Source organism: Streptomyces sp. NPDC059897 (assembly GCF_042730865.1).
Taxonomy (GTDB): Bacteria; Actinomycetota; Actinomycetes; order Streptomycetales; family Streptomycetaceae; genus Streptomyces.
The window spans coordinates 66112-91448 of sequence record NZ_JBHWKQ010000009.1; the positions used below are offsets into that span (position 1 = coordinate 66112).

Sequence of the window (25337 nt, forward strand, 5' to 3'; positions counted from 1 at the left end):
CTTCGAACGATCAGGATCGGCTCGGGATCGGAGTGGGATCACATATGAGAACAAAGATCGTTTTTCCTCGGATGCCGTTTGACCACGGCAGACACCAGGAATCCCGGCTGGACAATGCTGGACATCCCCCAACGAGTCCGTGTACATGTGGAGGCATTGCTAGCGGCGCAGAATGACATGGGGGTTTGCGATGCTAAAGAGCAATATGCACCGGTCGGAAAGCCGGAAGCCATGACAACCCCGCGCCTGCCGAAAGTGGCCGGAATCGATTCCCCTCCTGGACAGGTTCCCTCTCCAGCCCCCAGCACCACGCCCGCTCCCCCCGTGTCGCAGGTCACACCCTCCGCGGTGGCACCCGGAGCCGTGATCCAGGACCGGCTCGCTGGCTGGGTCTCCGATCTCACGACGCTGCACGAACTCACGGAACGTCTGGCCCGCACGGCCGCACTCGAGGACGCACTGCACGAACTGCTGCGCGCCGGAGCCGCCCTGGTGGGCGCCCGGCGCGGACTCGTCGTCCTGGAACCGGGCGACGGCCGCGGCCCCGACACCACCGTCGGCCTCGGCCTGTCCAGGCCCGACCTGGGGCACATCGAGACGGTGCCGCGCGACTCCACCGCGTACGGGCGGATCCTCGACGGGCTGTCCGCCGAGCCCGAGGCGCACGCCGATCTGCTCGCCGAGGACGGGCTCGACCCCCGCCACCGCGAGGTCGCCGCGCGCCTGGGATACGCCGCCAGCTACACGATGCCGCTCGCCACCGAGGAGGCCGGCCGGCTCGGCGCCGCGGTCTGGCTCTACGACGAACCGGCCGAACCCGTCGAGCGCCAGCGCCACCTCATCGGCCTCTACACGCGCTACGCCACCGAGCACCTCGCCCGCCTCCTGGAACTGGAGACCACGCGCGCGTGGTCACGCACCGTCGCCGAGGAGCTGCTGCCGCCGCGCCTGCCCCGGGTCTCCGGGGTGCAGCTCGCCGCGCGGCACCGCACAGGGCCGCGCGGCGGCGGCGACTGGTACGACGCGCTGCCGCTGCCCGAGGGGGCGCTCGGGCTCGCGGTCGGTTCGGTCAGCGGCTCCGGCGCGAGCGCGGTCGCCGCGATGGGCCGGCTGCGCGCCTCCCTGCGGGCGTACGCGGTGATGGAGGGCGAGGACCCGGTGGCGGTCCTGTCCGACCTGGAGCTGCTGCTGCGCCTGACCGAGCCGGCGCGCAGCGCGACCGCCCTGTTCGCCTACTGCGAGCCCGCGCAGCGCAAGATCGTCCTCGCCGGAGCCGGGCACAGCCCGCCCCTGGTGATCGGCGAGCGGCGCACCGAGTACGCCGAGACGACGCTCTCCGCGCCGCTCGGGATGCTCGCCTGCTGGGAGGCGCCGAGCGTGGAGATCACCCCCGAGCCGGGCGAGACCGTGCTGCTCTACACGGACGGCCTGCTGCGCCGCACCGGCGACCCCATGGACCGCGCGTTCGCCCGGCTGCACGCGGCCGCCTCCGCCGTGCCCAAGGCGATCCGTGACGACCCCGGGGCGATCGCCGACCACGTGCTGCGGGCGGTGCTCCCGGACGGCCTCGACGCGGTCGAGAGCGAGGAGGACGTGGTGCTGCTCGCGGCGCGCTTCGAGTGACCTCCGGGGCGCTCTGCGTAACAGGTCCTCCGGCCCTGGACCCCCTTCCGTACGCTCGTACGATGGAGTGGGTCCACTGCCGCATCCAGGGCATTTCACCGGGCCCGCCGCGTCGAGGAGGAACTGTGTCGGAGGAGCTCACCCCGGAGACCCCGGAGTCCGAGGAGCCCATCAAGCAGCGCAAGAACGGCCTCTACCCGGGCGTGTCCGACGAGCTCGCCGAGAACATGAAGTCCGGCTGGGCCGACACCGAGCTGCACGACCTGCGGCCCATCGCCCAGGTCGCCGAGACCGCCACCCGCCGTGCCGCCCTGTCCGCCCGTTTCCCGGGCGAGCGCCTCGTGGTGCCCGCGGGCAACCTCAAGACCCGCTCGAACGACACGGAGTACGCCTTCCGCGCCTCCGTCGAGTACGCGTACCTGACCGGCAACCAGACGGAGGACGGCGTCCTCGTCATGGAGCCGAAGGCCGGCGGCCACGACGCGACGCTCTACCTGCTGCCGCGCTCCAACCGCGCCAACGGCGAGTTCTGGCTCGACGGCCAGGGCGAGCTGTGGGTGGGCCGCCGCCACTCCCTGTCCGAGGCCGAGAAGCACTACGGCATCCCCGCCTCCGACGTGCGCGAGCTGGCCGACGCCCTGAGCGAGGTCTCCGGCCCCACCCGCGTGGTGCGCGGCTACGACGCCGGCATCGAGGCCGCCCTGACCGACAAGGTCACCGCCGAGCGCGACGAGGAGCTGAAGGTCGCCCTCTCCGAGGCGCGCGTCGTGAAGGACGCGTTCGAGATCGGCGAGCTGCAGAAGGCCGTCGACTCGACCGTGCGCGGCTTCGAGGACGTCGTGAAGGTGCTCGACAAGGCCGAGGCCACCTCCGAGCGCTACATCGAGGGCACGTTCTTCCTTCGCGCGCGCGTGGAGGGCAACGACATCGGCTACGGCTCCATCTGCGCCGCGGGCCCGCACGCCTGCACGCTGCACTGGGTCCGCAACGACGGCGCGGTCCGCTCCGGCGACCTGCTCCTCCTCGACGCCGGCGTGGAGACGCACACGTACTACACCGCCGACGTCACCCGCACGCTGCCGATCAACGGCACGTACAGCGAGCTCCAGCGCAAGATCTACGACGCCGTGTACGAGGCCCAGGAGGCCGGTATCGCGGCCGTGAAGCCGGGCGGCAAGTTCCGGGACTTCCACGACGCCGCGCAGCGGGTGCTCGCCGAGAAGCTCGTCGAGTGGGGCCTGGTCGAGGGCCCGGTCGAGCGCGTCCTGGAGCTGGGCCTCCAGCGCCGCTGGACCCTGCACGGCACCGGCCACATGCTCGGCATGGACGTCCACGACTGCGCGGTGGCCCGCACCGAGGCGTACGTGAACGGCACGCTTGAGCCCGGCATGGTGCTCACGGTCGAGCCCGGTCTGTACTTCCAGGCCGACGACCTGACCGTGCCGGAGGAGTACCGCGGCATCGGCGTCCGCATCGAGGACGACATCCTCGTCACCGAGGACGGCAACAAGAACCTGTCGTCCGGTCTGCCCCGCAAGGCCGACGAGGTCGAGGCGTGGATGGCCCGCCTGAAGGGCTGAGCAGCCAAAACGCGACAAGTAGGGCCGCACTTCCCAAGTGCGGCCCCTACTTGTTGCGCGAAACCCGCTCACACCGCCATCAGCGGCGCGTCCTTCCGCCACTTGAGGATCTTGTCGAAGCTGACCACGGCGCCGCCCTTGCCGGGTCTGTTCACGAAGTGCACATGGTCGGCCAGTTCCTGGATCAGGCACAGGCCGCGGCCGTGCTCCGCGTAGTCGGGCGCCGGGCGGACCGCCACCGCCGCGCGGCCACCGCTCGCGGTGAAGCCGGGGCCGGTGTCGGCCACTTCGATGCGGCACAGCTCGCCGTCCAGGTACGCGGTGACCCGGAACCCGTCCGACGCCTCGCTCGTCGCCGCGCCGCCGTGCTCCACGGCGTTCGCGCACGCCTCGCTGAGCGCGACCGACAGGTCGTAGGAGACGTCGGGGTCGACGCCCGCGGTCTCCATGGTGCCCATGAGGAGGCGCCGGGCGAGCGGAACGCTCGCGGCGTCGCGCCGCAGATGGAGGGACCACCAGATGCTCATGCTCCCGCCTCCCGGCCGCGACTCGACATACCGATACGTATTGCCACCACCGGCCCGGCGCAATCGCTCAGTTGACGTGATGACGCCCATACGGCCGACGCGCATACGGGGGTCATCGGTGTACGGGAGATTTGCGACCTTGCGGACCTGCCGTATGGAGCGTGTGAAGCCAGTGCGATGATGAGGCCGCCATGTCTGCCCCCCACGAGCGCCAGGCGCGCAGCGCGGCCGATCTCCGGCTGCTCAGGGCCGCGGTGTTCGCCGCGGTCTGCGTCATGCTGTCCGCGGCGGGGCACGTCCTCGGTTCGACGGCCACCGTCCCCCTGTGGACGCTGTCGCTCGGCTTCCTCGCCGTCTTCTGTGTGGCCCTGCCGCTGACGGGACGCGAGCGGTCGCTGCCGGGCATCGCCGCCACGCTGGGGGCCGGGCAGATCGCACTGCACAGCCTCTTCGGGCTCGGCCAGCAGCACGCCATGAACACGGCCGTCGCCTCGGGCCGGCCCTCGGCGGTCGAGCAGGCCGCGCGGCTCATGTGCGGGGCGGGCGCGTCGACGCTCAGCCCGGCGCAGGCCCAGCGAATCCTCGACAACGCGCGCGTGCCGTCCGGCTCCGGACAGGCGCACCACATGGCGGGCGCGGCCGACTCCACGATGTCGCTGCTGCCGTCCCTGCCGATGCTGCTCGGGCACCTGCTCGCCGCGGCCGGCGCCGGCTGGCTGCTGCGCCACGGCGACCTCGCCCTGAGCCGGATCGTGCGGCTCTCGCGGGTGTCCGCGCAGAGCGTCGCCCTCGCGGCGCCCGTGCGTTCGCTGCGGGCCGCCTTCGGCCTCGTACGCGCTCTCAGGGCCGGGCTCTTCGGTGCGCCCGGGATGCCGCGCGTCGCTCGTGCCGCCTTCGCCGCACCACCGGCGCTGCGGGCTGCGGCACTTCAGCACTCGGTGAGCCGGCGCGGGCCGCCCGCGGCCGACGCGTTCCTTCTCGCTGCCTGAACGGCACGCACACTCCACCGCGTACTGCGGGGGTGAGCCGTGCCGTGCGGCACGCGCGCGTACCCGCTTGTTCGCCGCCTACGTAGTGCGGTGTTCCGCGGTCGCGCCCCTCACCTCTCGCTGGATCCCGCTGAACGTGGAGTTCTCCCTGTCATGAAGAAGATGTCCCGCGCCGCTCTCGTCGGTGCCGCCGCCGTCTCCTCCGTCGTCCTCGTGTCCGCCCCCGCCTTCGCGCACGTGAGCGTGCAGCCGGAGGGCGAGGCCGCCAAGGGCGACTACGCCGTCGTCGACTTCAAGGTGCCCAACGAGCGCGACGACGCCGCGACCACCAAGGTCGAGATCAACTTCCCGACCGAGCACCCGCTCGCCTCGGTGATGCCCGAGCCCGTGCCGGGCTGGAAGGCCGACGTCACCAAGTCGAAGCTCGACAAGCCGATGGAGATGCACGGCGAGAAGATCACCGAGGCCGTCTCCAAGGTCACCTGGACCGCGACCGGTTCGGAGAAGGACAAGGGCGTGCAGCCCGGCTACTTCCAGAAGTTCCCGGTGTCCATCGGACAGCTGCCGACCGACACCGACCAGCTCGTCTTCAAGGCGCTCCAGACGTACGACAACAAGGAGGTCGTGCGCTGGATCGAGCCGCAGCAGAAGGGGCAGGAGGAGCCGGAGTTCCCGGCTCCGGCCCTTGAGCTCTCCGCCGCGGCGGAGGACGGGCACGGTGCCTCGGGCGCCTCCGACGACGGCGCCAAGAAGGAGGCCGCGGCCGCGACCACGGATTCCGGCGGCTCCGGCAGCGACACCACCGCCCGGACCCTCGGCATCGTCGGCATCGTCGTCGGCGCCGCCGGTGTGGCGTTCGGCGTCACGGCGGGTCGTCGGCGTACCAACAGCTGAGCCACCTTCGGTGGGTGTCGGGGTCGCGGTGGGCGACCCCGGCGCCCGCCGGCCACCTCACATCTGGGACATTTTTCTATGCGCAACCCCCGCAAGAACACGAAGCTCAACAGGAAGAGCCTGCTGGCCGCGGTCGGGCTCGTCACCGTCGCGACGTTCGCCCTGTCCGCCTGCGGCAGCGGCGACGACAGCGGCAAGCCGGTCGCCGAGGTGTCCTCCGACTCCGGCGGCTCGCAGAAGGCCGCGACGGTCCTCGACAAGCCGTTCAAGAAGCCGGACCTGGTCCTCACCGACACCCACGGCAAGAAGTTCGACCTGCGCGAGCAGACCAAGAACAAGCCGACGCTGATCTACTTCGGCTACACGCACTGCCCCGACGTCTGCCCGCTGACGATGAGCAACATCGCCGTCGCCAAGAAGGCGCTGCCCAAGGCCGAGCAGGACAAGCTGCAGGTCGTCTTCGTCACCACCGACCCGGACCGCGACACCCCGTCCGTGCTCGGCAAGTGGCTCAAGGCGCAGGACTCCGACTTCATCGGCCTGACCGGCGACTTCGCCACCATCCAGGGCAGCGCCCGCACGCTCGGCATCTCCATCGAGCCGACGCAGAAGGACAAGAAGGGCAAGCTCGTGTCGATGCACGGCACGCAGGTCATCGCCTTCTCGCCGAAGAACGACGCCGGTTACGTGCTCTACGGCGAGGACGCCACCGTCGACGACTACACCAAGGACCTCCCCAAGATCGTCAAGGGGGAGAAGCCGTGAGGCGTACGCCCATCACCCTCGGCGCCCTCACGCTCGCGGCGGGGCTCGCCCTGACCGCCTGCGGCTCCGGTTCCGAGGCCGCCGACAAGCCCGACGTGAAGGTCGAGGGCGCGTTCATCCCCGCGCCCGCCTCCGGCGACATGGCGGCCGGGTTCTTCACCGTGCACAACAAGGGCGCCGCCGACACCCTCACGTCCGTGAGCAGCGACATCTCCCAGACCGTCTCCCTGCACACCACCAAGGGCGGCGTGATGAAGGAGCAGAAGTCCTTCGCCGTGCCCGCGAACGGCGAGCTCGACTTCGAACGCGGCGGCAACCACGTCATGTTCGAGAACCTGAAGCGCAAGCCCGCGGAGGGCGACAAGGTGTCGGTGCAGCTGCACTTCGCCAAGTCCGGGAACGTCAAGGTCTCCTTCCCGGTGAAGGTCGCCACCTACAACCCGTCGCACGCTTCGCACTGAAGGGGCTGACTCGTACGTGAAGACCATCGCTCCCCGCACCTGGCAGCTGGTGCTGCTCTTCCTCGCCGTCACCGGCGCGCTCCTGGCCGGCGCCGCGCCCGCGTCCGCGCACGCCGCCCTGACCGGGAGCGATCCCAAGCAGGGAGCGGTGGTCGACTCGGCGCCGAAGAAGGTGTCGCTCACGTTCTCCGAGAGCGTCGCGATCTCCGACGGTTCGGTCCGGGTGCTCGACCCGGCGGGCAAGCGCGTCGACGACGGAAAGATCACCCACTCCGGCGGCACCACCTACGCGGTGGGGGTGCACTCCGGGCTGCCCGACGGCACGTTCACCGTCGCCTACCAGGTCGTCTCCGCCGACAGCCACCCCGTCGCCGGCGCCTACACCTTCTCCATCGGCGCCCCGTCCAAGACCACCGCGGTGGTGGCCGACCAGAACGCGGGCGGCGGCGTCGTCGGCGGGATCTACGACGTCGCGCGCTACGTCTCGTACGCGGGCTTCGCCCTGCTCGTGGGCGGCGCCGCGTTCGTGCTCGGATGCTGGCGGCGCGGCGCGGGCAGCAGGCCGGTGCAGCGCGTCGTGGTCGGCGCCTGGATCGCGCTCACCGCCGCCACCCTGGCCATGCTGCTGACGCGCGGCTCGTACACCGGGTCCGGGAAGTTCGGCGACATCTTCGACATGGCGCTGCTCGGCCAGGTCCTGCAGACGAAGACCGGCGCCGCGCTCACGTCCCGGCTGCTGCTCCTCGCGGCCGCGGCCCTCTTCATCGCGGTGCTCTTCGGGGCGTACGCGAAGAAGAACGAGAACACCGACGAGGAGGCCGAGGAGCGGAACGATCTCACCTTCGGTCTCTCCGTCGGCGGCGGCGTCGTCGCGGCCGGGCTCGCCGCCACCTGGGCCATGGCCGAGCACGCCTCGACCGGCCTCCAGGCGGGCATCGCGATGCCCGTCGACGTGCTGCACCTGCTGGCCGTCGCGGCCTGGCTCGGCGGGCTGACCACGCTGCTCGTCGCCCTGTACCGGGTGCCGACGATCGAGGGCTCGGCGGTGCGCCGCTTCTCCCGGGTCGCCTTCTGCAGCGTCCTCGTCCTCGTCGCGACCGGGCTCTACCAGTCGTGGCGCCAGGTCGGCTCCTGGTCGGCGCTGACCGGGACGTCGTACGGGCAGCTGCTGATGGTGAAGGTCGGGCTCGTCGCCGTGCTCGTCGGCGTCGCCTGGATCTCCCGGAAGTGGACGGGGCGGCTCTCCGAGACCGTGGCCGCCGTACCAGCCCAGCAGCGGGCGTCCGAGGTATCCGAGGTACCCGAGGTCGCCGAGGAGAAGGAGCCGGTCTCCGTGGCCGCCGCGGGTGCGGGCACGGACCCGAAGCGCGCCGCCCAACTCGCCCGGCAGCGCGCCGCGATGGCGAGCGCGCGCGAGAAGCGGGTGCGCGACGCCGATCCGCACCGCTTCGGACTGCGCCGCTCGGTGCTCGTCGAGGCGGGCATCGCGGTCGTCCTGCTCGCCGTCACCACCGTGCTGACGTCCACCGAGCCGGGCCGCACGGAAGAGGAGGCCAAGTCCGCCACCTCGGCCGCGCAGGCACAGACCGGGCCGCTCTCGCTGAAGCTTCCGTTCGACACCGGCGGCGCGGACGGCAAGGGCACCGCCCTCCTGGAGATGGACCCCGGGCGCACTGGAAACAACGAGATGCACCTCTACATAGAGCGGCCGAACGGCAAGGCCTTCGACGTTCCCGAGGTGAAGATCGCCCTCACCCAGGAGTCGAAGAAGATCGGGCCGCTGCCCGTCGTGCCCGACCACATCGCCACAGGACACTGGACGGCGAGCGGTGTGCAGATCCCCGTGGCGGGCGACTGGAAGGTCGCGCTGACCGTGCGCACCTCGGACATCGATCAGATCACCATCAACAAGAACGCGAAGATCGGCTGACCCGCCCATGAAAGACACGACCGACACGGCTGACACGGCCGGGTCCAAGAGCGGCACCGAGCCCTCCCCGCCGTCCGCGGGCATCTCGCGGCGCCGCCTGATCGGGACGGCGGGTGCCACCGGCGTCGCCCTGGGCGCCGTCGGTGCGGGCGCGGGGTATGCCGTGGCGTCCTCGAACTCCCCTGAACAACAGACCACGTTGACCACGGTCGGGGCGGACGAGGTGATGTTTCACGGGAAACATCAGCCCGGCATCACCACCGCGATGCAGTCCCGCGGCCATCTCGCCGCGTTCGACCTGGCGGCGGGCGCCGGGCGCAAGGAGGCGGCGGCCCTGCTGCGCCGCTGGTCGGCGACGGCCGAGCGGCTGATGGCGGGCGAGCCCTCGGCATCGGACGACACGGATGTGGCCCGGGACGCGGGCCCCTCGTCGCTGACGATCACCTTCGGCTTCGGGCACAGCTTCTTCTCCCGTACGGGACTGGAGAAGCAGCGCCCCGCCGCCCTCGACCCGCTGCCGGACTTCTACTCCGACCACCTCGACAAGGCGCGCAGCAACGGCGACCTGTGGGTGCAGATCGGCGCCAACGACTCGCTCGTCGCCTTCCACGCGCTGCGCGCGATCCAGAAGGACACGGGCGGCGCGGCGAAGCTGCGCTGGCAGATGAACGGCTTCAACCGCTCGCCCGGCGCCACCGCCCACCCGATGACGGTCCGCAACCTGATGGGCCAGGTCGACGGCACCGGCAACCCGAAGCCCGCCGACAAGGACTTCAACGAGCGGATCTTCGTGCCGGATTCCGGCTCCGCGCAATCCCCCGCGTGGATGGGCGGCGGCTCGTACGCCGTCGTACGCCGGATCCGGATGCTCCTCGACGACTGGGAGAAGCTGTCGACGGCGGCGCAGGAGCACGTCATCGGGCGCAAGAAGTCGAACGGCGCCCCGCTGACCGGCGGCAAGGAAACCACCGAGCCGGACCTGGAGAAGACCGACGCGAGCGGCGACCTCGTCATCCCGCTCAACGCGCACGCCCGCATCACCCGGCCCGACCAGAACGGCGGGTCCGCACTGCTGCGCCGCCCGTTCTCGTACCACGACGGGTACGACGAGGACGGCGCCCCGGACGCGGGCCTGCTCTTCATCTGCTGGCAGGCGGACCCGCTGCGCGGCTTCGTCCCGGTGCAGCGCAAGCTCGACCGCGGCGACGCCCTCTCGAAGTTCATCCGCCACGAGGCGAGCGGGCTCTTCGCGGTGCCGGGCGGGGCCGAGAAGGGCGGCTATGTGGGACAGGCGCTGCTGGAGGGGTGAGCGGGGCCCGGTGGGGGTGCCGTTGGGTGGGTGGCCCGGTGAGGCCGTCGCCGGGCGCGGGTGGCCCGTGAGGCATCCGGGAGCCCGGCCCCGTACCGCGCATTAGGGTGAAGCCATGCCAGCCAGCTACGCGTATCTCGGCCCCGAGGGCACCTTCACCGAAGTCGCCCTGCGCACGCTCCCGGAGACGGCCACCCGGGAACTCGTCCCCATGGTGTCCGTGCCCGCGGCGCTCGACGCCGTCCGCAGCGGCGAGGCCGAGGCCGCGTTCGTGCCGATCGAGAACTCCGTCGAGGGCGGCATCACCACGACCCTCGACGAGCTGGTGGCGGGCGAGCCGCTGATGATCTACCGCGAGGTGCTGCTCGACATCACCTTCGCGCTGCTGGTGCGCCCCGGCACCCAGATCTCCGACATCAAGACGGTCACCGCGCACCCGGCCGCCCAGCCGCAGGTGCGCAACTGGATGAAGGGCCACCTGGCCGAGGACGTGACCTGGGAGTCCGCCGCCTCGAACGCCGACGGCGCGCGCCTCGTGCAGGAGGGGCGCTACGACGCGGCCTTCGCGGGCGAGTTCGCGGCCGAGAAGTACGGGCTCGTGCCGCTGGTCACCGAGATCCACGACGCGGAGAACGCGCAGACCCGCTTCGTCCTGGTCGGCAAGCCGGCCCGGCCCGCGGCGCCCACCGGCGCGGACAAGACCTCGGTCGTCATCTGGCAGCGCGACGACCACCCCGGTGGGCTGATGGAGCTGCTCCAGGAGTTCGCCATCCGCGGGGTCAACCTGGTGCTGCTGCAGTCCCGGCCCACCGGCACGGGCATCGGCGACTACTGCTTCGCGATCGACGCGGAGGGGCACATCACGGACCGCCGGGTGGCGGAGGCGCTGATGGGGCTGAAGCGGGCCTGCCCTGAGGTGCGCTACCTCGGCTCGTATCCGCGGGCCGGCGTCGCCGTCGAGGAGGTGCGCCCGCCGCGCTCGGGGACCTCGGACGGCGAATTCGTGGCGGCGTCCGACTGGCTGGCGCGCTGCCAGGACGGCCGGTTCTGACGCCTCGGCCGTAGACGGCCGCCCCCTGCCGGATCCGAGAGTTGTCCACCGCCGGATCCGGCTCCTTTTTGCCTGTACACCCGGTCCTACCAGCGGATTTTCTTCATCCACAGAAGTTATCCACAGGGCGCCTTCTCGACCTGGGGACAAGTCGACAGGAAGGTGCCGGTTGGTCGACAAATCGGCCCACAGCCCCCAGATGCGTCCACAGCCCGGCAGGTCACCCTTCGTCCAGGCATTTGTCGTGATCAACTCTTTGGAGTGAAGCATTTCCACCCGAAAGTGAGCTTGCGCGCGGTTTGAGAGGGGAATTCTTCGTTACGCATGTGGCTTTCGGAATGATCTCTTCCGGCGTCCACAGATCATTCTCACAGCCTGTGGATAACTTTTCCGGCCTGTGCATCGCTGTGGACAGCGGGCCCCAAGTCCCGCCCGCAGCAAGGGGATCGGGTCAAGGTGAAGTGCCGCATCTGCCCCTTTCAAGGGAAAGAGGCGGCTTTCCTTGACGCACCCCGCGAGCCCGATGTGGATCTTTTCCAGCCTCGCTCCACCCTTAATTCACATTCCGGCAAATAGGGCATAAGGGAGTGCAACGGATATCGGGTCGTGGGCCGGAAGCGGGCAACGGTAGCCTTGAGGGGTGATTGACCTTCGCCTGCTCCGTGAGGACCCCGACCGTGTTCGCGCCTCCCAGCGCGCCCGTGGAGAGGACGTCGCGCTCGTCGACTCCGTCCTGTCCGCCGATGAGCGGCGCAGGTCGTCCGGGCTCCGCTTCGACGAACTCCGTTCCGAGCAGAAGTCGCTCGGCAAGCTGATCCCCAAGGCCTCGCCCGAGGAGAAGCAGGACCTCCTCAAGAAGGCGGGCGAGCTCTCCGCCGCCGTCAAGGCCGCCGAGGCCGAGCAGCGCGAGGCCGAGGAGGAGACGCAGCGCCTGGCCCTCCAGCTGGGCAACATCGTGCACCCCGACGTCCCGCGCGGCGGCGAGGAGGACTTCGTCGTCCTGGAGACGCACGGCACCATCCGCGACTTCGGTGCCGAGGGCTTCGAGCCCAAGGACCACCTGGAGCTCGGCGAGGCGCTCGGCGCCATCGACGTCGAGCGCGGTGCGAAGGTCTCCGGCTCGCGCTTCTACTACCTGACGGGCGTCGGCGCTCTCCTGGAGCTCGCGCTCGTCAACGCGGCGATCGCGCAGGCCACCGAGGCCGGCTTCACGCCGATGCTGACCCCGGCCCTGGTGCGCCCGCGCGCCATGGAGGGCACGGGCTTCCTCGGCCAGGCCGCGGAGAACGTGTACCACCTGGAGAAGGACGACTACTACCTGGTCGGCACCTCCGAGGTCCCGCTCGCCGCGTACCACATGGACGAGATCGTCGACGCGGACCAGCTGCCGCTGCGCTACGCCGGTTTCTCGCCGTGCTTCCGCCGCGAGGCCGGCACGTACGGCAAGGACACCCGCGGCATCTTCCGCGTGCACCAGTTCGACAAGGTCGAGATGTTCTCGTACATCGACCCGGCGGACGCGGAGAACGAGCACCAGCGCCTCCTGGAGTGGGAGAAGCAGTGGCTGACCGGCCTCGAGCTGCCCTTCCAGGTGATCGACGTCGCCACCGGGGACCTCGGCTCCTCGGCCTCGCGCAAGTTCGACTGCGAGGCGTGGATCCCGACCCAGGGCAAGTACCGCGAGCTGACCTCGGCCTCGAACTGCGACGGATTCCAGGCGCGCCGCCTGTCCATCCGGATGCGCGAGGGCAAGAAGGTGCAGCCGCTGGCGACGCTGAACGGCACGCTGTGCGCCGTCCCGCGCACGATCGTGGCCATTCTGGAGAATCACCAGCAGGCGGACGGCTCGGTGCGGGTTCCGGAGATGCTGCGGCCGTACCTTGGGGGACGCACCACCCTGGACCCCAAGTAATCGCAGACTGAGCGGCCCGACGGGCCCGCGCGGCCTGAACAGCCCGACAGCCTGGAGCCGAACCCCAAGTGAGCCACCCCGCTCCCCTCGCCCCTGCCTTTCCGTACAAGCTCGTGGCGACCGATCTCGACGGAACGTTGCTGCGTTCCGACGACACGGTCTCCGAGCGCACGCGTGAGGCGCTCACCGCGGCCACCGCGGCGGGCGCCGCGCACATCATCGTGACCGGCAGGGCGGTGCCCTGGACCCGGCACATCCTCGACGACCTCGGCTACGAGGGCCTCGCGGTGTGCGGCCAGGGCGCGCAGGTCTATGACGCGGGGGAGCACCGGCTGCTCACCTCGGTGACGCTCGACCGGCAGCTGGCGGGGATCGCGCTCGCCAAGATCGAGGCCGAGATCGGTCCGCTGGCGCTCGCCGCGAGCCGCGACGGCATCGAGGGCGAGGTCATCGTCGGCCCCGGCTACCAGGTGCAGGACGGTCCGCTTCCGGTCGTCCCGTTCACGGAGCTCGCCGAGCTGTGGGCGCAGCCCCTCAACAAGGTGTACGTGCAGCATCCGGGCCTGACCGACGACGAGCTGGCGGAGGTGGCGCGCACCGCCGCGGGCGGTCTGGTGGGCGTCACGATGGCGGGCGAGGGCATCGTGGAGCTGCTCCCGCTCGGCCTGTCCAAGGCCACGGGGCTTTCCCTGGCGGCTCGCCGCCTGGGTGCGAAGGCCGTCGACACGATCGCCTTCGGTGACATGCCCAATGACATTCCGATGTTCGGCTGGGCGTCCCACGGCGTGGCGATGTCGAACGCGCACGACGAGCTGAAGTCGGTGGCCGACGAGGTGACGTCGTCGAACGAGGACGACGGGATCGCGGTGGTGCTGGAGCGCTTGCTCGCGGCTTGATGTGCCCGCATGCGGCGAGGGCCGGTCCCGGTTGAACCGGGGCCGGCCCTCGCTGCGAAGGGTGGGCGGCCCGCGTGCCACGGAAGAAGGACACGCGCTCGAAGCGGCCGCCCCGGGCGGCCTCCGTGACGGGCTCGACGGAGTGCAATGACTACTCCGGAGCCTGCCTCGGGCCGCCCTGCCGGGAGCTCGACGGACTACTGCATGACATCGCCGCGCTCCTCTCCCGGTCCTCGGACGCCACGGTCGGCGTGCTGACCCAACTACTGTGCCGCGCCGCGGAGTTCGACGCCACCGAATTATTCAGCGGCGGCGGCGCCACCTGCGCCGCCGTGCCTTGCTGAAGAACCATCCCGCGGGTGGCTCGTCCGAACGCCACGGCTGGGGCTCGGGCCCTCCGTCCCGCCATCGCTCGGCGAGCATCCGGGCCCGCGCGGACGGTTCGGTCGCCTCGGCGGCGCGTATGAAGTCGGTGTCCAGGACCACGCCGTCCCAGGCGTCGTCGTTCTTCGATTCGCCTGCCATGTCCTGTTCCTCCTCACCCTCCCGACCAGTGTCCTGGCGGGAGGGTGAAAGCGGCGTCAAGAGCTACTCCTCTCCGGCCAGCTTCAGGGTCCGCAGCTTCTGCCCGGCGTACCAGGTCGCCAGGACCGTCACCACCACCAGGAGGACCGTCGCGAGCGGCAGCCCCACGTCCGAGGTGACGAGGTCGCCGCCGGCCACCTTCTGGGCGACCGCGAGCGACCACTGCTGCACGCTGAGCGTGCGCGCCCCGGAGACCAGGGACCCGAAGAGGGCCTCCCACACGAGGGCGTAGACGAGGCCGAAGACGACCGCGTGCCGGGTGATCGTGCCGAGCAGGAGGAAGATCGCCGCGTAGGCGATCGAGGCCACCAGGGCGGCGATCGTGTAGGCGACGGCGATCTGCTGCCCGTTCCCGTTCAGGATCAGGCCGGCGATGAAGGTCGGGACCGCGGAGAACACCATGGTCACGCCGATCGCCACGATGAGCTTGGTGAAGATGATCGTGGGCCGCTTGATCGGCTTCGACAGCAGGTAGACGACGGAGCCGTCGTCGATCTCCGGGCCGATGGCCCCGGTCCCCGCGATGACGCCGATCAGCGGCACCATCGTGGCGAGCGCGAAGCCGCCGAGCAGGTCGGACGCGGTCTGGTCGTCGGCCCCCGTGAGCCCGCGCACGAGCGCGGAGATCACGACCAGCAGTACGGGCAGCGCGAAGAGGATGAGGGCCCGGCGCCTGCCGAGCAGGGCCCGGTAGGTGAGTCGGGCGACAGTGGGGTCGTACATCAGGGCCTCCTACGCCGCGACCAGATACGAGAAGACGGACTCGAGGGACTCGTCGGACGGCGAGACCGTGAGCAGCCGGATGCCGTGCGCCTGCGCGACCTTCGGCAGCAGCGTCGTGAACCGGCCGAAGTCGACGGCCTGGACGTGCAGCGCGCCCTCCTTCAGGTCGACCTCGATGCCCGCCGTGGACGGGTCCGCGATCAGCACGGCGGCCAGGGCCCGGTCGTCACTGGAGCGGATCAGATAGCGGTGCGGGCGGTCGGTCATCAGGCGGCGGATCTTACGGAAGTCGCCGCTCGCGGCGTGCCGGCCCGCGACGATCACCTCGATGTGGGAGGCGAGCTGCTCGACCTCTTCGAGGATGTGCGAGGAGAACAGGACCGTGCGCCCCTCGTCCCCCATGCGCCGCAGCAGGTCCATGAGCTGCATGCGCTGGCGCGGGTCCATGCCGTTGAACGGCTCGTCGAGCAGCAGCACCGACGGCGTGTGGACGAGCGCGGAGGCCATCTTCACGCGCTGGCGCATGCCCTTGGAGTACGTCGAGATCTTGCGGTCCTGCGCGTACTCCATCTCGACGGTGGCCAGCGCCTCGCCGGCGGCCTTCTTGCCGAGGCCGTGCAACTCGGCGTTGGCGACGACGAATTCGCGACCCGTGAGGAAGTCGTACATCCCCTCGCGCTCGGGGACGATGCCGATGTGCCGGTAGATCTGTTCGTTGCGCCAGATCGGCTGTCCGTCGAGGGTCACCGAGCCGTTCGAGGGGGCGAGGAAGCCGCCCATCATGTTGATGAGCGTGGACTTCCCCGCGCCGTTCGGACCGAGCAGGCCGGTGACGCCGGGGCCGATGTTCATGGTGACGTCGTTGACGGCGACCACGTTGCCGAACCAGCGTGAGACGTGGTCGATGTTGATCGTGGTCACAGTCCGACCTTCCGGTAGCGGCGCATCAGCAGCCCGTAGGAGCCGGCGATGAGCCCGAGGACGACGAGCAGGTAGACGAGGCCCTCGGCCGCCGAGGGGCCGTGCGCCCCCGGGAAGGAGGAGCTCGCCCCGAGGAAGGCGGTCTGCACTCCGTCGATGAGCGTGATCGGGGAGAAGAGACCGAGCCAGGTCACCGCCCCGCCGTTGTCCTGCGCGTCGGCGATCGCCTGGACCGTGGACACCGCGCCGTAGGAGATGGTCAGGACGGCGATGACGGCGGCGATACCGAACCCGCGGCGCGGGGTGACGGCGGAGACGACGAGTCCGATCCCGGCGAAGAGCAGTGACAACAGCGCCACGGATACCAGTCCTTGGGCGAATCCCTTGGTCTGCTCCGTGAAGTCCAGCTTGGCGAGCAGAGAGCCTGCGTAGAGCACGATCAGCGGCGCGGCCGTGAGGATGAACAGGGCCGATGCCATGGCGGCGCACTTCGCGACCACGTAGTCGACGCGCTCGATGGGGCGGGAGAAGTAGAGCGGGATCGACTTGAAGCGCAGGTCGAGGGAGACCGCGTTCGGCGCCGCGGATGCCACGTAGAGGCCGATCACCGCCTGGAGGATGACCGCGTAGCGCGTGTAGTCGACGGGGAGGTCCTTCGCCTTCGTGGCGACGGCCACCGCGACCATGATCAGCGCCGGGACGCACATCACGATGAAGAGCAGCATCGGCAGCACCTTGGACTTGGCCGAGCGGCCCAGTCCGTAGGCACCGCGCAGGCTCTGCGAGAAGAGCGAGCGGCGGGCGTACGCGCGGCCCAGGCGGGGGCCGTCGTAGTGGCGGTAGCCGATGTTGTGGATCTGGGTGGACGCGCGGTCCACAGCGCTGGGCTCGGTGGTCATCGCGCCGCGCCTCCCGTCTGCTGCTGCGATGCGGCGGTGGCCGCCCAGGCGGCGGCGCGCTCGGAGTCCTGCTCCGGCTGCTGCTCGGCCTCGGGGCGGAAGACCTCCGCGATCTGGTGCCTGCGCTGTTCCATCCGGACCAGGCCGAGGCCGAGGTCCGCGACGACGTCGCGCACGACGTCGTAGGTCTCCTCGCCCTGGGCCGTGATCAGGACCGTGTGCCCGGCGCCGGGGAGTTCGCCGCCGGTGCTGGTCTCGATGCCGCGCTGCGCGAAGGCCTCGCGGAGCGCCTTGGTGCCGTCCGGGTGGTCGTCGCTGTCGGTGACCTCGATCGCCAGCGTCGCCGTGGCCTGCGTGAAGTCCGTGGTGGAGCTGGAGCGCAGCAGCTTGCCGCCGTCGATGATGACGACGTGGTCGCAGGTGCGCTCCAGCTCGCCGAGGAGGTGCGAGGTGACGAGGACGGAGATGCCGAAGTCGGTGTGCACGCGCCGGATCAGGCCGAGCATGTCGTCACGGCCGACCGGGTCCAGGCCGTTCGTCGGCTCGTCCAGGAACACCAGCTGCGGGTCGTGCACGAGCGCCTGGGCCAGCTTCACGCGCTGCTTCATGCCCGTCGAGTAGCCGCCGATGGGGCGGTAGCGCTCCTCGTAGAGCCCGACGTGCCGCAGGGTGTCGGCGGTGCGCTCGCGGGCGGCCGTCGGAGGCAGGCCCGACATGCGCGCCATGTGGACGACGAACTCGGTGGCCGAGACGTCGGGCGGCAGGCAGTCGTGCTCCGGCATGTATCCGACCCGCTCACGGATCTCACCCCCCTTTGTCGCGACGTCGAGCCCGAGCACTTCGGCGCGGCCCTCCGACGCGGGGGACAGACCAAGCAGAATCTTGATCATGGTGGACTTGCCGGCTCCATTGGCCCCGACGAGTCCGGTCACACCGGGCCCGATGTCCATGGTCAGCCGGTCAAGCGCGGTCACCTTGGGGAACCGCTTGCTCAGGCTTTCGGTCGCGATCACAGTCACGGTTCGACCGTAGTGGCGCAGGCCACACCAATTCGTCAGACCGTGGGGTCGACCTCGTATGAGACCTGAGTATTACGGGGCCCTAGGGGTCCTCCCTGAGTAGACCCGAGCAGACCGTGCACACCCCTTGACGTCGCCGCCGGGCATTGTCACATTCATCAATGTCAAGTTACGAACGCGTACGGCGACGTCCCGGTCACTGCATCGGGGCGGCCGCGACCGGGACGGACGGTGGCATGACCTCAGCGGTGGTACGTGAACTCTCGGCGGAGCTACGGGGGTTCAGAGAAGTGCAGAGGCTCGCGTACGCATGCGCGGAATCGGTCGCGGCGCAGCTCAAGCCGGGCGTGACCGAGCGCGAGGCCGCGCGGATGCAGCGGGAGTGGCTGCGCGAGCGCGGGGTGAAGGACTGGTTCCATCTGCCCTTCGCCTGGTTCGGGGACCGCACGGCGTTCGTGAACTTCCGCGTGCCGCTGCAGTTCTTCCCGACGAACCGGAAGCTGGAGGCGGGGATGCCTTTCATCCTCGACATGGCGCCGGTCCACCAGGGCTACACCGCGGACATCGGCTACTCGGGTTGCCTCGGCCTCAACCCCGTGCACGACAAGCTCCTTTCGGACCTCGAGGCGCACCGCGAGCTGCTCCTGCGCGAGGTGCGCGAGCGGCGCTCCCTGCGGGAGATCTACGAGGACGTGGAGCGGTTGATGGTCCGCCAGGGCTATGCGAACCGGCACCGGGCGTATCCCTTCGGCGTGATCGCGCACAAGGTCGACCGGGTCAAGCAACGGCGGGTCAACCCCACGCTGTTCGGCTTCGGCACCCAGTCCCTGAAGGGCCTGGCGAGCGACGCGCTGCACGGGCACCGGGACGGCTGGTCGCCGCTGTGGTCGCCGTACAAGTTCTCCGACCATCCACCGCAGCCGGGCCTGTGGGCGGTCGAGCCGCACCTCGGATTCCGGGGCACGGGCGCCAAGTTCGAGGAGCTCCTCGTGGTCACTGACTCCAAGGACCCGCAGGAGAGCGCCTTTTGGCTGGACGACGATCTGCCGCACGTGCGGCGCTGGGCGGAGGGCATCTGATGACGGACCTGATGAGGATCGACGGCGCGCGCGAGCGCCGGGTGCGCACGGGCGGTATCGAGCTGTGCGTCGTCGAGCTGGGCGAGCCCGGCGGGGCCGAGCGGCCGACGGTGGTGCTCGTGCACGGCTATCCGGACTCCAAGGAGGTGTGGTCGGAGGTCGCCGCGCGCCTCGCGGACCACTTCCACGTGGTGCTCTACGACGTTCGCGGCCACGGCCGGTCGACGGCACCGCAGCCGCTGCGCGGCGGCTTCACCCTGGAGAAGCTGACGGACGACTTCCTGGCGGTCGTCGACGCGGTGAGCCCGGACCGGCCGGTGCACCTGGTGGGGCACGACTGGGGTTCCGTGCAGTCGTGGGAGTTCGTCACGGTCAAGCGCACACAGGGCCGCATCGCGTCCTTCACGTCGATGTCGGGCCCCTCCCTCGACCACTTCGGGCACTGGATCAAGCAGCGCATGAAGAAGCCCACACCGGCCAAGGTGGGCCAGCTGCTCGGCCAGGGCGCCAAGTCCTGGTACGTGTACATGCTGCACACGCCCGTGCTGCCCGAACTCGCCTGGCGCGGCCCGCTCGGCAAGCGCTGGCCGAAGATCCTGGAGCGCGTCGAGCGGGTCCCGGCGGGCGACTACCCGACGAAGTCGCTGCCCTCGGACGCCGCGCGCGGCGCCTGGCTGTACCGGGACAACGTAAGGGCGCGGCTGCGCCGACCGCGCGAGGACGCGTACGCGCACGCGCCCGTGCAGCTCATCACGCCGCTCGGGGACGCCTTCCTGTCGCCGAAGCTGTACGACCAGCTGGAGCTGTGGGCGCCCCAGCTGACGCGCCGCGTACTGCCCGCCAAGCACTGGGTTCCGCGCACCAGGCCCGATCAGCTCAGCGCCTGGATCACCGAGTTCGTCACCGCGAACGAGGGGCAGGAGGCCGGGGTCCCCGCGCAGCGCCCCGCGCCCGACGGCAAGCACGCGGACCGGTTCGCGGGACAGCTGGTCCTGGTGACCGGTGCGGGCAGCGGCATCGGCCGGGCCACCACGTTCGCCTTCGCGGAGGCCGGCGCGCGCGTGGTCGCCGTCGACCGGGACGCGGAGGGCGCCGCGCGGACCGCCGAGCTGGCCCGCCTCATAGGCGCCCCCGAGGCCTGGGGCGAGACCGTGGACGTCACCGATGAGCAGGCCATGGAGAAGCTCGCCGAGAAGGTCGCCGCCGAGTACGGCGTGGTCGACGTGCTGGTGAACAACGCGGGGATCGGCCTGTCCGGCTCGTTCTTCGACACCACACCGGAGGACTGGAAGAAGGTCCTCGACGTCAATCTGTGGGGCGTCATCCACGGCTGCCGCCTCTTCGGCAAGCAGATGGCCGAGCGCGGGCAGGGCGGCCACATCGTGAACACCGCGTCCGCGGCGGCGTACCAGCCCTCCAAGGCGCTTCCCGCGTACTCGACGTCCAAGGCCGCCGTCCTGATGCTCAGCGAGTGCCTGCGCGCCGAGCTGGCCGATCAGGGCATCGGGGTCTCCGCGATCTGCCCCGGCCTGGTGAACACGAACATCACGGCGACGGCCCGCTTCGCCGGCGTGGACGCCGAGGAGGAGAAGCGCCGCCAGAAGAAGTCCTCGCGCCTGTACGGACTGCGCAACTACCCGCCGGAGAAGGTCGCGGACGCGATCCTGGGCGCCGTCGTGCACGACAAGGCGGTCGTCCCGGTCACCCCGGAGGCCCGCGGCGCCCACCTCATGTCCCGCTTCACGCCCAAGGCGCTGCGCGCGGTCGCCCGGATGGAGCCACCGCTGTGAGTACGGGCGACGCGGCGGCGCGGCCCACCGCCGAGTACCGGATCGAGGACCTGGCCCACCACAGCGGTGCCACGGTGCGCACGATCCGCGCCTACCAGGACCGTGGGCTGCTGCCGCGGCCCGAGCGCCGCGGGCGGGCCAATGTGTACACGGACACGCATCTGTCCAGGCTGCGCCAGATCGCCGACCTGCTGGACCGCGGCTACACCCTGGCGTCCATCAAGGAGCTCCTGGAGGCCTGGGACGCGGGGCGCGGCCTGGGCGGCGTGCTCGGTCTGGTCGCGGAGGTGGACGGCCCGTGGACGGACGAGCGGGCGGGTCGCATCACGCGCGCGGAGCTCGACGAGAAGTTCGGCGGCGACCCCGACGAGGCCGCCGTGCTGGACGCGGTCGAACTCGGCGTGCTCGAGCGCATACCCGGCAGGGACGACGAGTTCCTCGTCCCGAGCCCTCAAGAGCTGGCCGTGGCAGCGGAGTTGCATGCCGCGGGCGTTCCGCTGTCCGCAATTTCCGGGCATCTACGGGAGTTGAGGGGGCACGTCGAACATATAGCGGCGCGTTTCCTGGAGTTCACCACCGAGCACGTCTTCGTGCGCTATCTCGGTCCGCAGCCGCCGACGGACGCGGAAGCCGCCGAAGCGGCCTCGCTCGTGCGGCGGCTCCGGCCGCTCGCACAGCAGTCGGTGGACGCCGAACTGGCCCGCGCGATGCGGATGTTCGCCACTCGGCACCTGCGTCACCACCTCGCCGAAGGCACTCCGGCCGAGGTGGTGGAAGAGCCGCAGTCCGTCGCGATACCGGCGGCGACAATGCGGGCCGTACGCAGCCTTGTTGGCCCGGAGCACGCCTCGACGTTCATCGCGGCTGCCGCCGAACGCGAGGTACACACAAGGACATTGGACACATTGACCTCAAACCACAGCAATACTCCTACTGTTGGCCAAAAGGGCTTTCCTGCTTGAGAGTTGTCCACAGAATCGCCAACTGGCCTGTGGATAACTTGACTTGGCTGTGGATCAAACATCCGGCCCAAAATTTCTTGATTGAATCCGAGAGAAATCGCGGCGGCCCGAGAGGAAATCAGAAGGACCCCGAGGAGGGAACCCGAGGGGGGAATCCGAGGAGGGAATCCGCGAGGGCGGAATCAGGGGCCGCTCGCGAGGAGGCCGGGCCGGCCCCCGGCGAGCTCCGGGCGAGATGTGCGAGAGATCCGCTTACGCTCGCAGGTATGAACGAGAACGCTCCCGCCACGCCCCCTCGCCCGCTGCGCCTGAGCACCGTGATCCTGCCCCACCGGCGCTGGCACGAGGGCGCCCGCGAGGCCTGGCTGCGCGCGGAGGAGCTGGGCTTCCACACCGCGTACACGTACGACCACCTGTCCTGGCGGGTGCCGTTCCGGGACGGGCCGTGGTTCGGGGCGGTCCCGACGTTGACGGCCGCGGCGACCGCCACCGAGCGGATCCGCCTGGGCACCCTCGTGACCTCGCCGAACTTCCGGCATCCCGTCACGCTCGCCAAGGAGCTGATCTCGCTCGACGACATCTCCGGTGGCCGGATCACGCTCGGAATCGGCGCGGGCGGCACGGGCTTCGACGCGAGCGCCCTCACCCACAGCGGGCAGGAGCCGTGGACGCCGCGCGAGCGGGCCGACCGCTTCGCGGAGTTCGTTCCGCTGCTCGACCGGCTGCTCACCGAGGACACGGTCTCGTACGACGGGACGTTCTACTCGGCGGGCGGCGACGTCGGCGCGCAGAACATCCCGGGCTGTGTGCAGCGCCCCCGGCTGCCGTTCGCGGTGGCCGCGACGGGCCCGCGCGGCCTGAAGCTCGCCGCGCGGCACGGGCAGGCGTGGGTGACCACCGGCGACCCGAAGCTGTACGAGACGGGCACCCCGGAGGAGTCGATTCAGGCCATTCGTGGGCAGGTCTCGAAGCTGGCCGCGGCGTGCGAGGCCATCGGCCGTGACGCGGACGAACCGGACAAGATCCTGCTCACCGGATTCACCCCGGACCGCACCCGGCCCCTCACCTCCGTCGACGCCTTCGTGGACTTCGCGGGCAGGCACCGGGAGCTGGGCTTCACGGAGCTCGTCCTGCACTGGCCGATCCCCGACACCGCGTTCGCCGCCGACCAGAAGACCTTCGAGTCGATCGCCACGGAGGCGCTGGCCCAACTCGACTGACTCGGCTGACTCCACCGACTCGACTGAAAGGGACTCCGTCACACCGGGATCCGGGCGGGGCGCATGAGCCAGGTGCGTACTCATATGTGCGCCCCGCAGCACGCCCGTGCACGCATATGCGCGACCATGGGTCGGTGACCTCACCGACTCCCGGGCCCCGGACTCCGGCCCCCTCCGCCCCCACGCCCCGGCTGATCGCCACCGACCTCGACGGAACGTTGCTGCACGACGACAAGACCGTTTCGCCGCGTACGGTCGCCGCGCTCGCCGCCGCTGAGGAGGCCGGCATCGAGGTCTTTTTCGTGACGGGCCGTCCGGCCCGCTGGATGGATGTCGTCAGCGACCATGTGCACGGCCACGGCCTGGCGATCTGCGGGAACGGCGCCGCCGTCGTGGACCTGCACGGTGGCGCGGGAGAGCACCGCTTCGTGAAGATCCGCGAGCTGACGGTCCCGGACGCCCTCGACGTCGTCCGCATCCTGCGGGCGACCGCCCCCGGCACCACGTTCGCCGTCGAACGCACGGGCGGCCTGCACCACGAGCCGACGTACCCGCCGCTGCACCTGGACCCCGGGGAGACCGTCGCCCCGGCGGAGAAGCTGCTGGCCGCCGACTTCGAGGGCGCGGCCGTCGCGGACCAGCCGGTGCTCAAGCTCCTCGCGTACCACCCCGAGCTCGACCCCGACGCCTTCCTGGCGCTGGCCCGCGCGGGTGTGGGCGACCGGGCGGCGATCACCCGGTCGAGCCCGAGCGCGCTCCTGGAGATCAGCGGCCCCGGCGTCTCCAAGGCGAGCACGCTCGCCATGTGCTGCGCTGAGCGCGGCATCGACCCCGCCGAGGTGGTCGCCGTCGGGGACATGCCCAACGACATGGAGATGCTCGCCTGGGCGGGCACGTCCTACGCGATGGGGAACGCGCACCCCGAGGTCCTGGCCTCCGCGACCGGCCGCACCGCGACCAACAACGAGGACGGCGTCGCCCGCGTCATCGAGGACATCCTGGCCGCGCACGCCCCCGCCCGGTAGCTCCACGACGGCTACAGCTTCACGTGGCGTTCGGCGAACCACTTCGCCGGGTCCACCCCGGAGCCCAGATACGGCGTGAGCCGCACCTCGAAGTGGAGGTGCGGCCCCGTCGAGTTGCCGGTGGTGCCGGACTGGCCGACCCACTGCCCGGCGCGGACCTTCTGTCCCTGGTCGACGGTGACCGCGGCGAGATGCGCGTACTGCGTGTAGTAGCCGCCGTGCCGTACGACGACCTCGATGCCGAAGGCGCCGCCGCAGGACACGCTCACCACGCGGCCCGCGCCCACCGACCGCACCGGCGTACCGATGTCGACCGCGAAGTCCTGTCCGGTGTGCCGGTGCGACCAGCGCTCGCCCGCGCTGTCGAAGCCCGCGGACAGCTCGTACTTCTCCACGGGAGGCACCCACGCGCGCGTGGTGGGGTTTTTCGGCTCCTTGAGGCGTACGGCGCCCCGGCACTTTCCGGCGGCGACCGAGCTGTCCGCCTGCCCCTGGAGCTGCCAACGCGCCGCTTCGAGCTTGCTTTCGATGCCCTTCTTAAGGATGACGAGTCGTGCGTTGCTCTCCTTCAAAGAGCGCCACGCGTTCGCCGCCCTGCGCTGCCCGTCGGCGAGTCGGCGCTCGGCCCGTCTGCTCTTGTCCACGGCGTTGTTGAGCGCCAGATCGGCCTGCCACACCGCCCGTTGACCGCGCATCAGCTTCTCGGGGTTCCCGGCGAGCAGCATCTGCGCCGTGATCGGGATGTCGCCGCCGCTGCGGTACTGGGCACGGGCGATCCGGCCGAGGTCCTTGTGCAGCACGGAGATCTGCCGCCGCTCCCGCACGAGCAGCCGTTCCATCGACCGCGCCCTCGCCTTCTGTACGGAGACGGCCTTGCGGCCCGCTTCGTAGCGCTGCGTCGCCGTGGACGCCTCCTCGTAGAGGCGCGCGACGTCCGCGCTCGCCTCCGGGCCCTCCGCTCCCTGCGAGACCGTGGGCAGGCCACCGAGGGCCACGAGGGCGCACAGCAGCACCGGGAAGACGAGCGATGTGCCGGTGCGGCGGGGTCCAGGACGCATGCATCGGATCGTCGACCGCCGCACGCCGGGCTTCCTGTGGAGCTGGTACGGCCGAGGGAACGGGTGCCCCGTACGGCGCAGGAACGTACCGCCAAACCGGGGCTGCGCGGCCTGCCGGG

General features: G+C 70.6%; 23 protein-coding genes. 16 read left to right on the forward strand and 7 right to left on the reverse strand.

All coding sequences use genetic code 11. The features are described 5' to 3' along the window. Window positions 1-114: 114 nt before the first annotated feature. Complete coding sequence (locus ACFV9W_RS12750; protein ID WP_385758868.1) at window positions 115-1623, forward strand: PP2C family protein-serine/threonine phosphatase; 1509 nt, start codon at window positions 115-117, stop codon at window positions 1621-1623. 125 nt (window positions 1624-1748) lie between these two features. Beyond that, the gene (locus tag ACFV9W_RS12755) at window positions 1749-3203 is read left to right on the forward strand and encodes an aminopeptidase P family protein (RefSeq protein WP_385758870.1); all 1455 of its coding nucleotides are present in this window, start codon (window positions 1749-1751) and stop codon (window positions 3201-3203) included. A 68-nt stretch (window positions 3204-3271) separates the two neighbouring features. Here the strand turns inward: ACFV9W_RS12755 and ACFV9W_RS12760 are convergent, their stop codons facing one another. Next, window positions 3272-3730, reverse strand: coding sequence for an ATP-binding protein (locus tag ACFV9W_RS12760; RefSeq protein WP_385758873.1), 459 nt, complete (start codon window positions 3728-3730; stop codon window positions 3272-3274). Between the two features lie 191 nt (window positions 3731-3921). Here ACFV9W_RS12760 and ACFV9W_RS12765 point away from each other — a divergent pair, with 191 nt between their 5' ends. The 9 genes from ACFV9W_RS12765 to ACFV9W_RS12805 all read left to right on the forward strand — a co-directional run bounded on the left by ACFV9W_RS12765 (window position 3922) and on the right by ACFV9W_RS12805 (window position 13937). Then, window positions 3922-4719, forward strand: a complete 798-nt coding sequence (locus ACFV9W_RS12765) for a hypothetical protein (RefSeq protein ID WP_385758876.1) — start codon at window positions 3922-3924, stop codon at window positions 4717-4719. A 153-nt stretch (window positions 4720-4872) separates the two neighbouring features. After that, on the forward strand, window positions 4873-5613 hold the full coding sequence (locus ACFV9W_RS12770) for a YcnI family protein (RefSeq protein ID WP_385758879.1): 741 nt from the start codon (window positions 4873-4875) through the stop codon (window positions 5611-5613). A 78-nt stretch (window positions 5614-5691) separates the two neighbouring features. Continuing rightward, the gene (locus ACFV9W_RS12775) at window positions 5692-6378 is read left to right on the forward strand and encodes an SCO family protein (RefSeq protein WP_385758881.1); all 687 of its coding nucleotides are present in this window, start codon (window positions 5692-5694) and stop codon (window positions 6376-6378) included. Beyond that, entirely contained in the window at window positions 6375-6839 is a 465-nt protein-coding gene (locus ACFV9W_RS12780; RefSeq protein WP_385758884.1) for a copper chaperone PCu(A)C, read from the forward strand. Before ACFV9W_RS12775 ends, ACFV9W_RS12780 begins: the two co-directional genes overlap by 4 nt. A gap of 16 nt (window positions 6840-6855) precedes the next feature. After that, window positions 6856-8769 carry a copper resistance protein CopC gene (locus tag ACFV9W_RS12785; protein ID WP_385758887.1) on the forward strand — a complete coding sequence of 638 codons (1914 nt, stop codon included), beginning with the start codon at window positions 6856-6858 and terminating at the stop codon, window positions 8767-8769. A gap of 7 nt (window positions 8770-8776) precedes the next feature. Beyond that, complete coding sequence (efeB, locus tag ACFV9W_RS12790) at window positions 8777-10078, forward strand: iron uptake transporter deferrochelatase/peroxidase subunit (protein ID WP_385758890.1); 1302 nt, start codon at window positions 8777-8779, stop codon at window positions 10076-10078. A 115-nt stretch (window positions 10079-10193) separates the two neighbouring features. After that, window positions 10194-11129 (forward strand): prephenate dehydratase, encoded by a 936-nt coding sequence (gene pheA, locus ACFV9W_RS12795; RefSeq protein WP_385758893.1) that lies wholly within the window; start codon window positions 10194-10196, stop codon window positions 11127-11129. A gap of 640 nt (window positions 11130-11769) precedes the next feature. Beyond that, the gene (serS, locus tag ACFV9W_RS12800) at window positions 11770-13041 is read left to right on the forward strand and encodes a serine--tRNA ligase (RefSeq protein ID WP_385758896.1); all 1272 of its coding nucleotides are present in this window, start codon (window positions 11770-11772) and stop codon (window positions 13039-13041) included. A 68-nt stretch (window positions 13042-13109) separates the two neighbouring features. After that, a complete protein-coding gene (locus ACFV9W_RS12805; RefSeq protein ID WP_385758898.1) occupies window positions 13110-13937 on the forward strand; it encodes an HAD family hydrolase in 828 nt (275 codons plus the stop codon). A gap of 303 nt (window positions 13938-14240) precedes the next feature. On the opposite strand, the gene ACFV9W_RS12810 is transcribed toward ACFV9W_RS12805, so the two are convergent. The 5 genes from ACFV9W_RS12810 to ACFV9W_RS12830 form a co-directional block, all read right to left on the reverse strand. Continuing rightward, window positions 14241-14462, reverse strand: a complete 222-nt coding sequence (locus ACFV9W_RS12810) for a hypothetical protein (RefSeq protein WP_385758901.1) — start codon at window positions 14460-14462, stop codon at window positions 14241-14243. A 63-nt stretch (window positions 14463-14525) separates the two neighbouring features. Beyond that, a complete protein-coding gene (locus ACFV9W_RS12815) occupies window positions 14526-15245 on the reverse strand; it encodes an ABC transporter permease (RefSeq protein ID WP_385758904.1) in 720 nt (239 codons plus the stop codon). 9 nt (window positions 15246-15254) lie between these two features. Further along, window positions 15255-16166, reverse strand: coding sequence for an ABC transporter ATP-binding protein (locus ACFV9W_RS12820; protein WP_385758907.1), 912 nt, complete (start codon window positions 16164-16166; stop codon window positions 15255-15257). Then, entirely contained in the window at window positions 16163-17065 is a 903-nt protein-coding gene (locus ACFV9W_RS12825; protein ID WP_385758910.1) for an ABC transporter permease subunit, read from the reverse strand. The genes ACFV9W_RS12820 and ACFV9W_RS12825 overlap by 4 nt, the downstream gene beginning before the upstream one ends. Further along, the gene (locus ACFV9W_RS12830; protein WP_385759279.1) at window positions 17062-18078 is read right to left on the reverse strand and encodes an ABC transporter ATP-binding protein; all 1017 of its coding nucleotides are present in this window, start codon (window positions 18076-18078) and stop codon (window positions 17062-17064) included. Before ACFV9W_RS12830 ends, ACFV9W_RS12825 begins: the two co-directional genes overlap by 4 nt. Window positions 18079-18320: 242 nt before the next feature. Here ACFV9W_RS12830 and ACFV9W_RS12835 point away from each other — a divergent pair, with 242 nt between their 5' ends. The 5 genes from ACFV9W_RS12835 (at window position 18321) to ACFV9W_RS12855 (ending at window position 24160) form a co-directional block, all read left to right on the forward strand. Next, on the forward strand, window positions 18321-19163 hold the full coding sequence (locus ACFV9W_RS12835) for a M24 family metallopeptidase (RefSeq protein WP_385758913.1): 843 nt from the start codon (window positions 18321-18323) through the stop codon (window positions 19161-19163). An 11-nt stretch (window positions 19164-19174) separates the two neighbouring features. Next, window positions 19175-20953 (forward strand): SDR family oxidoreductase, encoded by a 1779-nt coding sequence (locus ACFV9W_RS12840; protein ID WP_385759282.1) that lies wholly within the window; start codon window positions 19175-19177, stop codon window positions 20951-20953. Further along, entirely contained in the window at window positions 20950-21915 is a 966-nt protein-coding gene (locus tag ACFV9W_RS12845; RefSeq protein ID WP_385758916.1) for a MerR family transcriptional regulator, read from the forward strand. Before ACFV9W_RS12840 ends, ACFV9W_RS12845 begins: the two co-directional genes overlap by 4 nt. Window positions 21916-22181: 266 nt before the next feature. Then, complete coding sequence (locus ACFV9W_RS12850) at window positions 22182-23135, forward strand: LLM class flavin-dependent oxidoreductase (protein WP_385758919.1); 954 nt, start codon at window positions 22182-22184, stop codon at window positions 23133-23135. A 116-nt stretch (window positions 23136-23251) separates the two neighbouring features. Further along, window positions 23252-24160 (forward strand): HAD-IIB family hydrolase, encoded by a 909-nt coding sequence (locus ACFV9W_RS12855; protein WP_385758921.1) that lies wholly within the window; start codon window positions 23252-23254, stop codon window positions 24158-24160. Window positions 24161-24171: 11 nt separating this feature from the next. Here ACFV9W_RS12855 and ACFV9W_RS12860 read toward each other — a convergent pair whose 3' ends face one another. After that, on the reverse strand, window positions 24172-25218 hold the full coding sequence (locus ACFV9W_RS12860) for a M23 family metallopeptidase (RefSeq protein ID WP_385758924.1): 1047 nt from the start codon (window positions 25216-25218) through the stop codon (window positions 24172-24174). Window positions 25219-25337 lie beyond the last annotated feature (119 nt).

Bases quoted from the DNA above. Each gene is read 5' to 3' on its own strand.
- ACFV9W_RS12750 (WP_385758868.1), top strand. From the start codon at position 115: ATGCTGGACATCCCCCAACGAGTCCGTGTACATGTGGAGGCATTGCTA.
- ACFV9W_RS12760 (WP_385758873.1), bottom strand. From the start codon at position 3,730: ATGAGCATCTGGTGGTCCCTCCATCTGCGGCGCGACGCCGCGAGCGTT.
- ACFV9W_RS12765 (WP_385758876.1), top strand. From the start codon at position 3,922: ATGTCTGCCCCCCACGAGCGCCAGGCGCGCAGCGCGGCCGATCTCCGG.
- ACFV9W_RS12770 (WP_385758879.1), top strand. From the start codon at position 4,873: ATGAAGAAGATGTCCCGCGCCGCTCTCGTCGGTGCCGCCGCCGTCTCC.
- ACFV9W_RS12775 (WP_385758881.1), top strand. From the start codon at position 5,692: ATGCGCAACCCCCGCAAGAACACGAAGCTCAACAGGAAGAGCCTGCTG.
- efeB (WP_385758890.1), top strand. From the start codon at position 8,777: ATGAAAGACACGACCGACACGGCTGACACGGCCGGGTCCAAGAGCGGC.
- pheA (WP_385758893.1), top strand. From the start codon at position 10,194: ATGCCAGCCAGCTACGCGTATCTCGGCCCCGAGGGCACCTTCACCGAA.
- ACFV9W_RS12810 (WP_385758901.1), bottom strand. From the start codon at position 14,462: ATGGCAGGCGAATCGAAGAACGACGACGCCTGGGACGGCGTGGTCCTG.
- ACFV9W_RS12815 (WP_385758904.1), bottom strand. From the start codon at position 15,245: ATGTACGACCCCACTGTCGCCCGACTCACCTACCGGGCCCTGCTCGGC.
- ACFV9W_RS12825 (WP_385758910.1), bottom strand. From the start codon at position 17,065: ATGACCACCGAGCCCAGCGCTGTGGACCGCGCGTCCACCCAGATCCAC.
- ACFV9W_RS12835 (WP_385758913.1), top strand. From the start codon at position 18,321: ATGACCTCAGCGGTGGTACGTGAACTCTCGGCGGAGCTACGGGGGTTC.
- ACFV9W_RS12840 (WP_385759282.1), top strand. From the start codon at position 19,175: ATGAGGATCGACGGCGCGCGCGAGCGCCGGGTGCGCACGGGCGGTATC.
- ACFV9W_RS12850 (WP_385758919.1), top strand. From the start codon at position 22,182: ATGAACGAGAACGCTCCCGCCACGCCCCCTCGCCCGCTGCGCCTGAGC.
- ACFV9W_RS12855 (WP_385758921.1), top strand. From the start codon at position 23,252: ATGCGCGACCATGGGTCGGTGACCTCACCGACTCCCGGGCCCCGGACT.
- ACFV9W_RS12860 (WP_385758924.1), bottom strand. From the start codon at position 25,218: ATGCGTCCTGGACCCCGCCGCACCGGCACATCGCTCGTCTTCCCGGTG.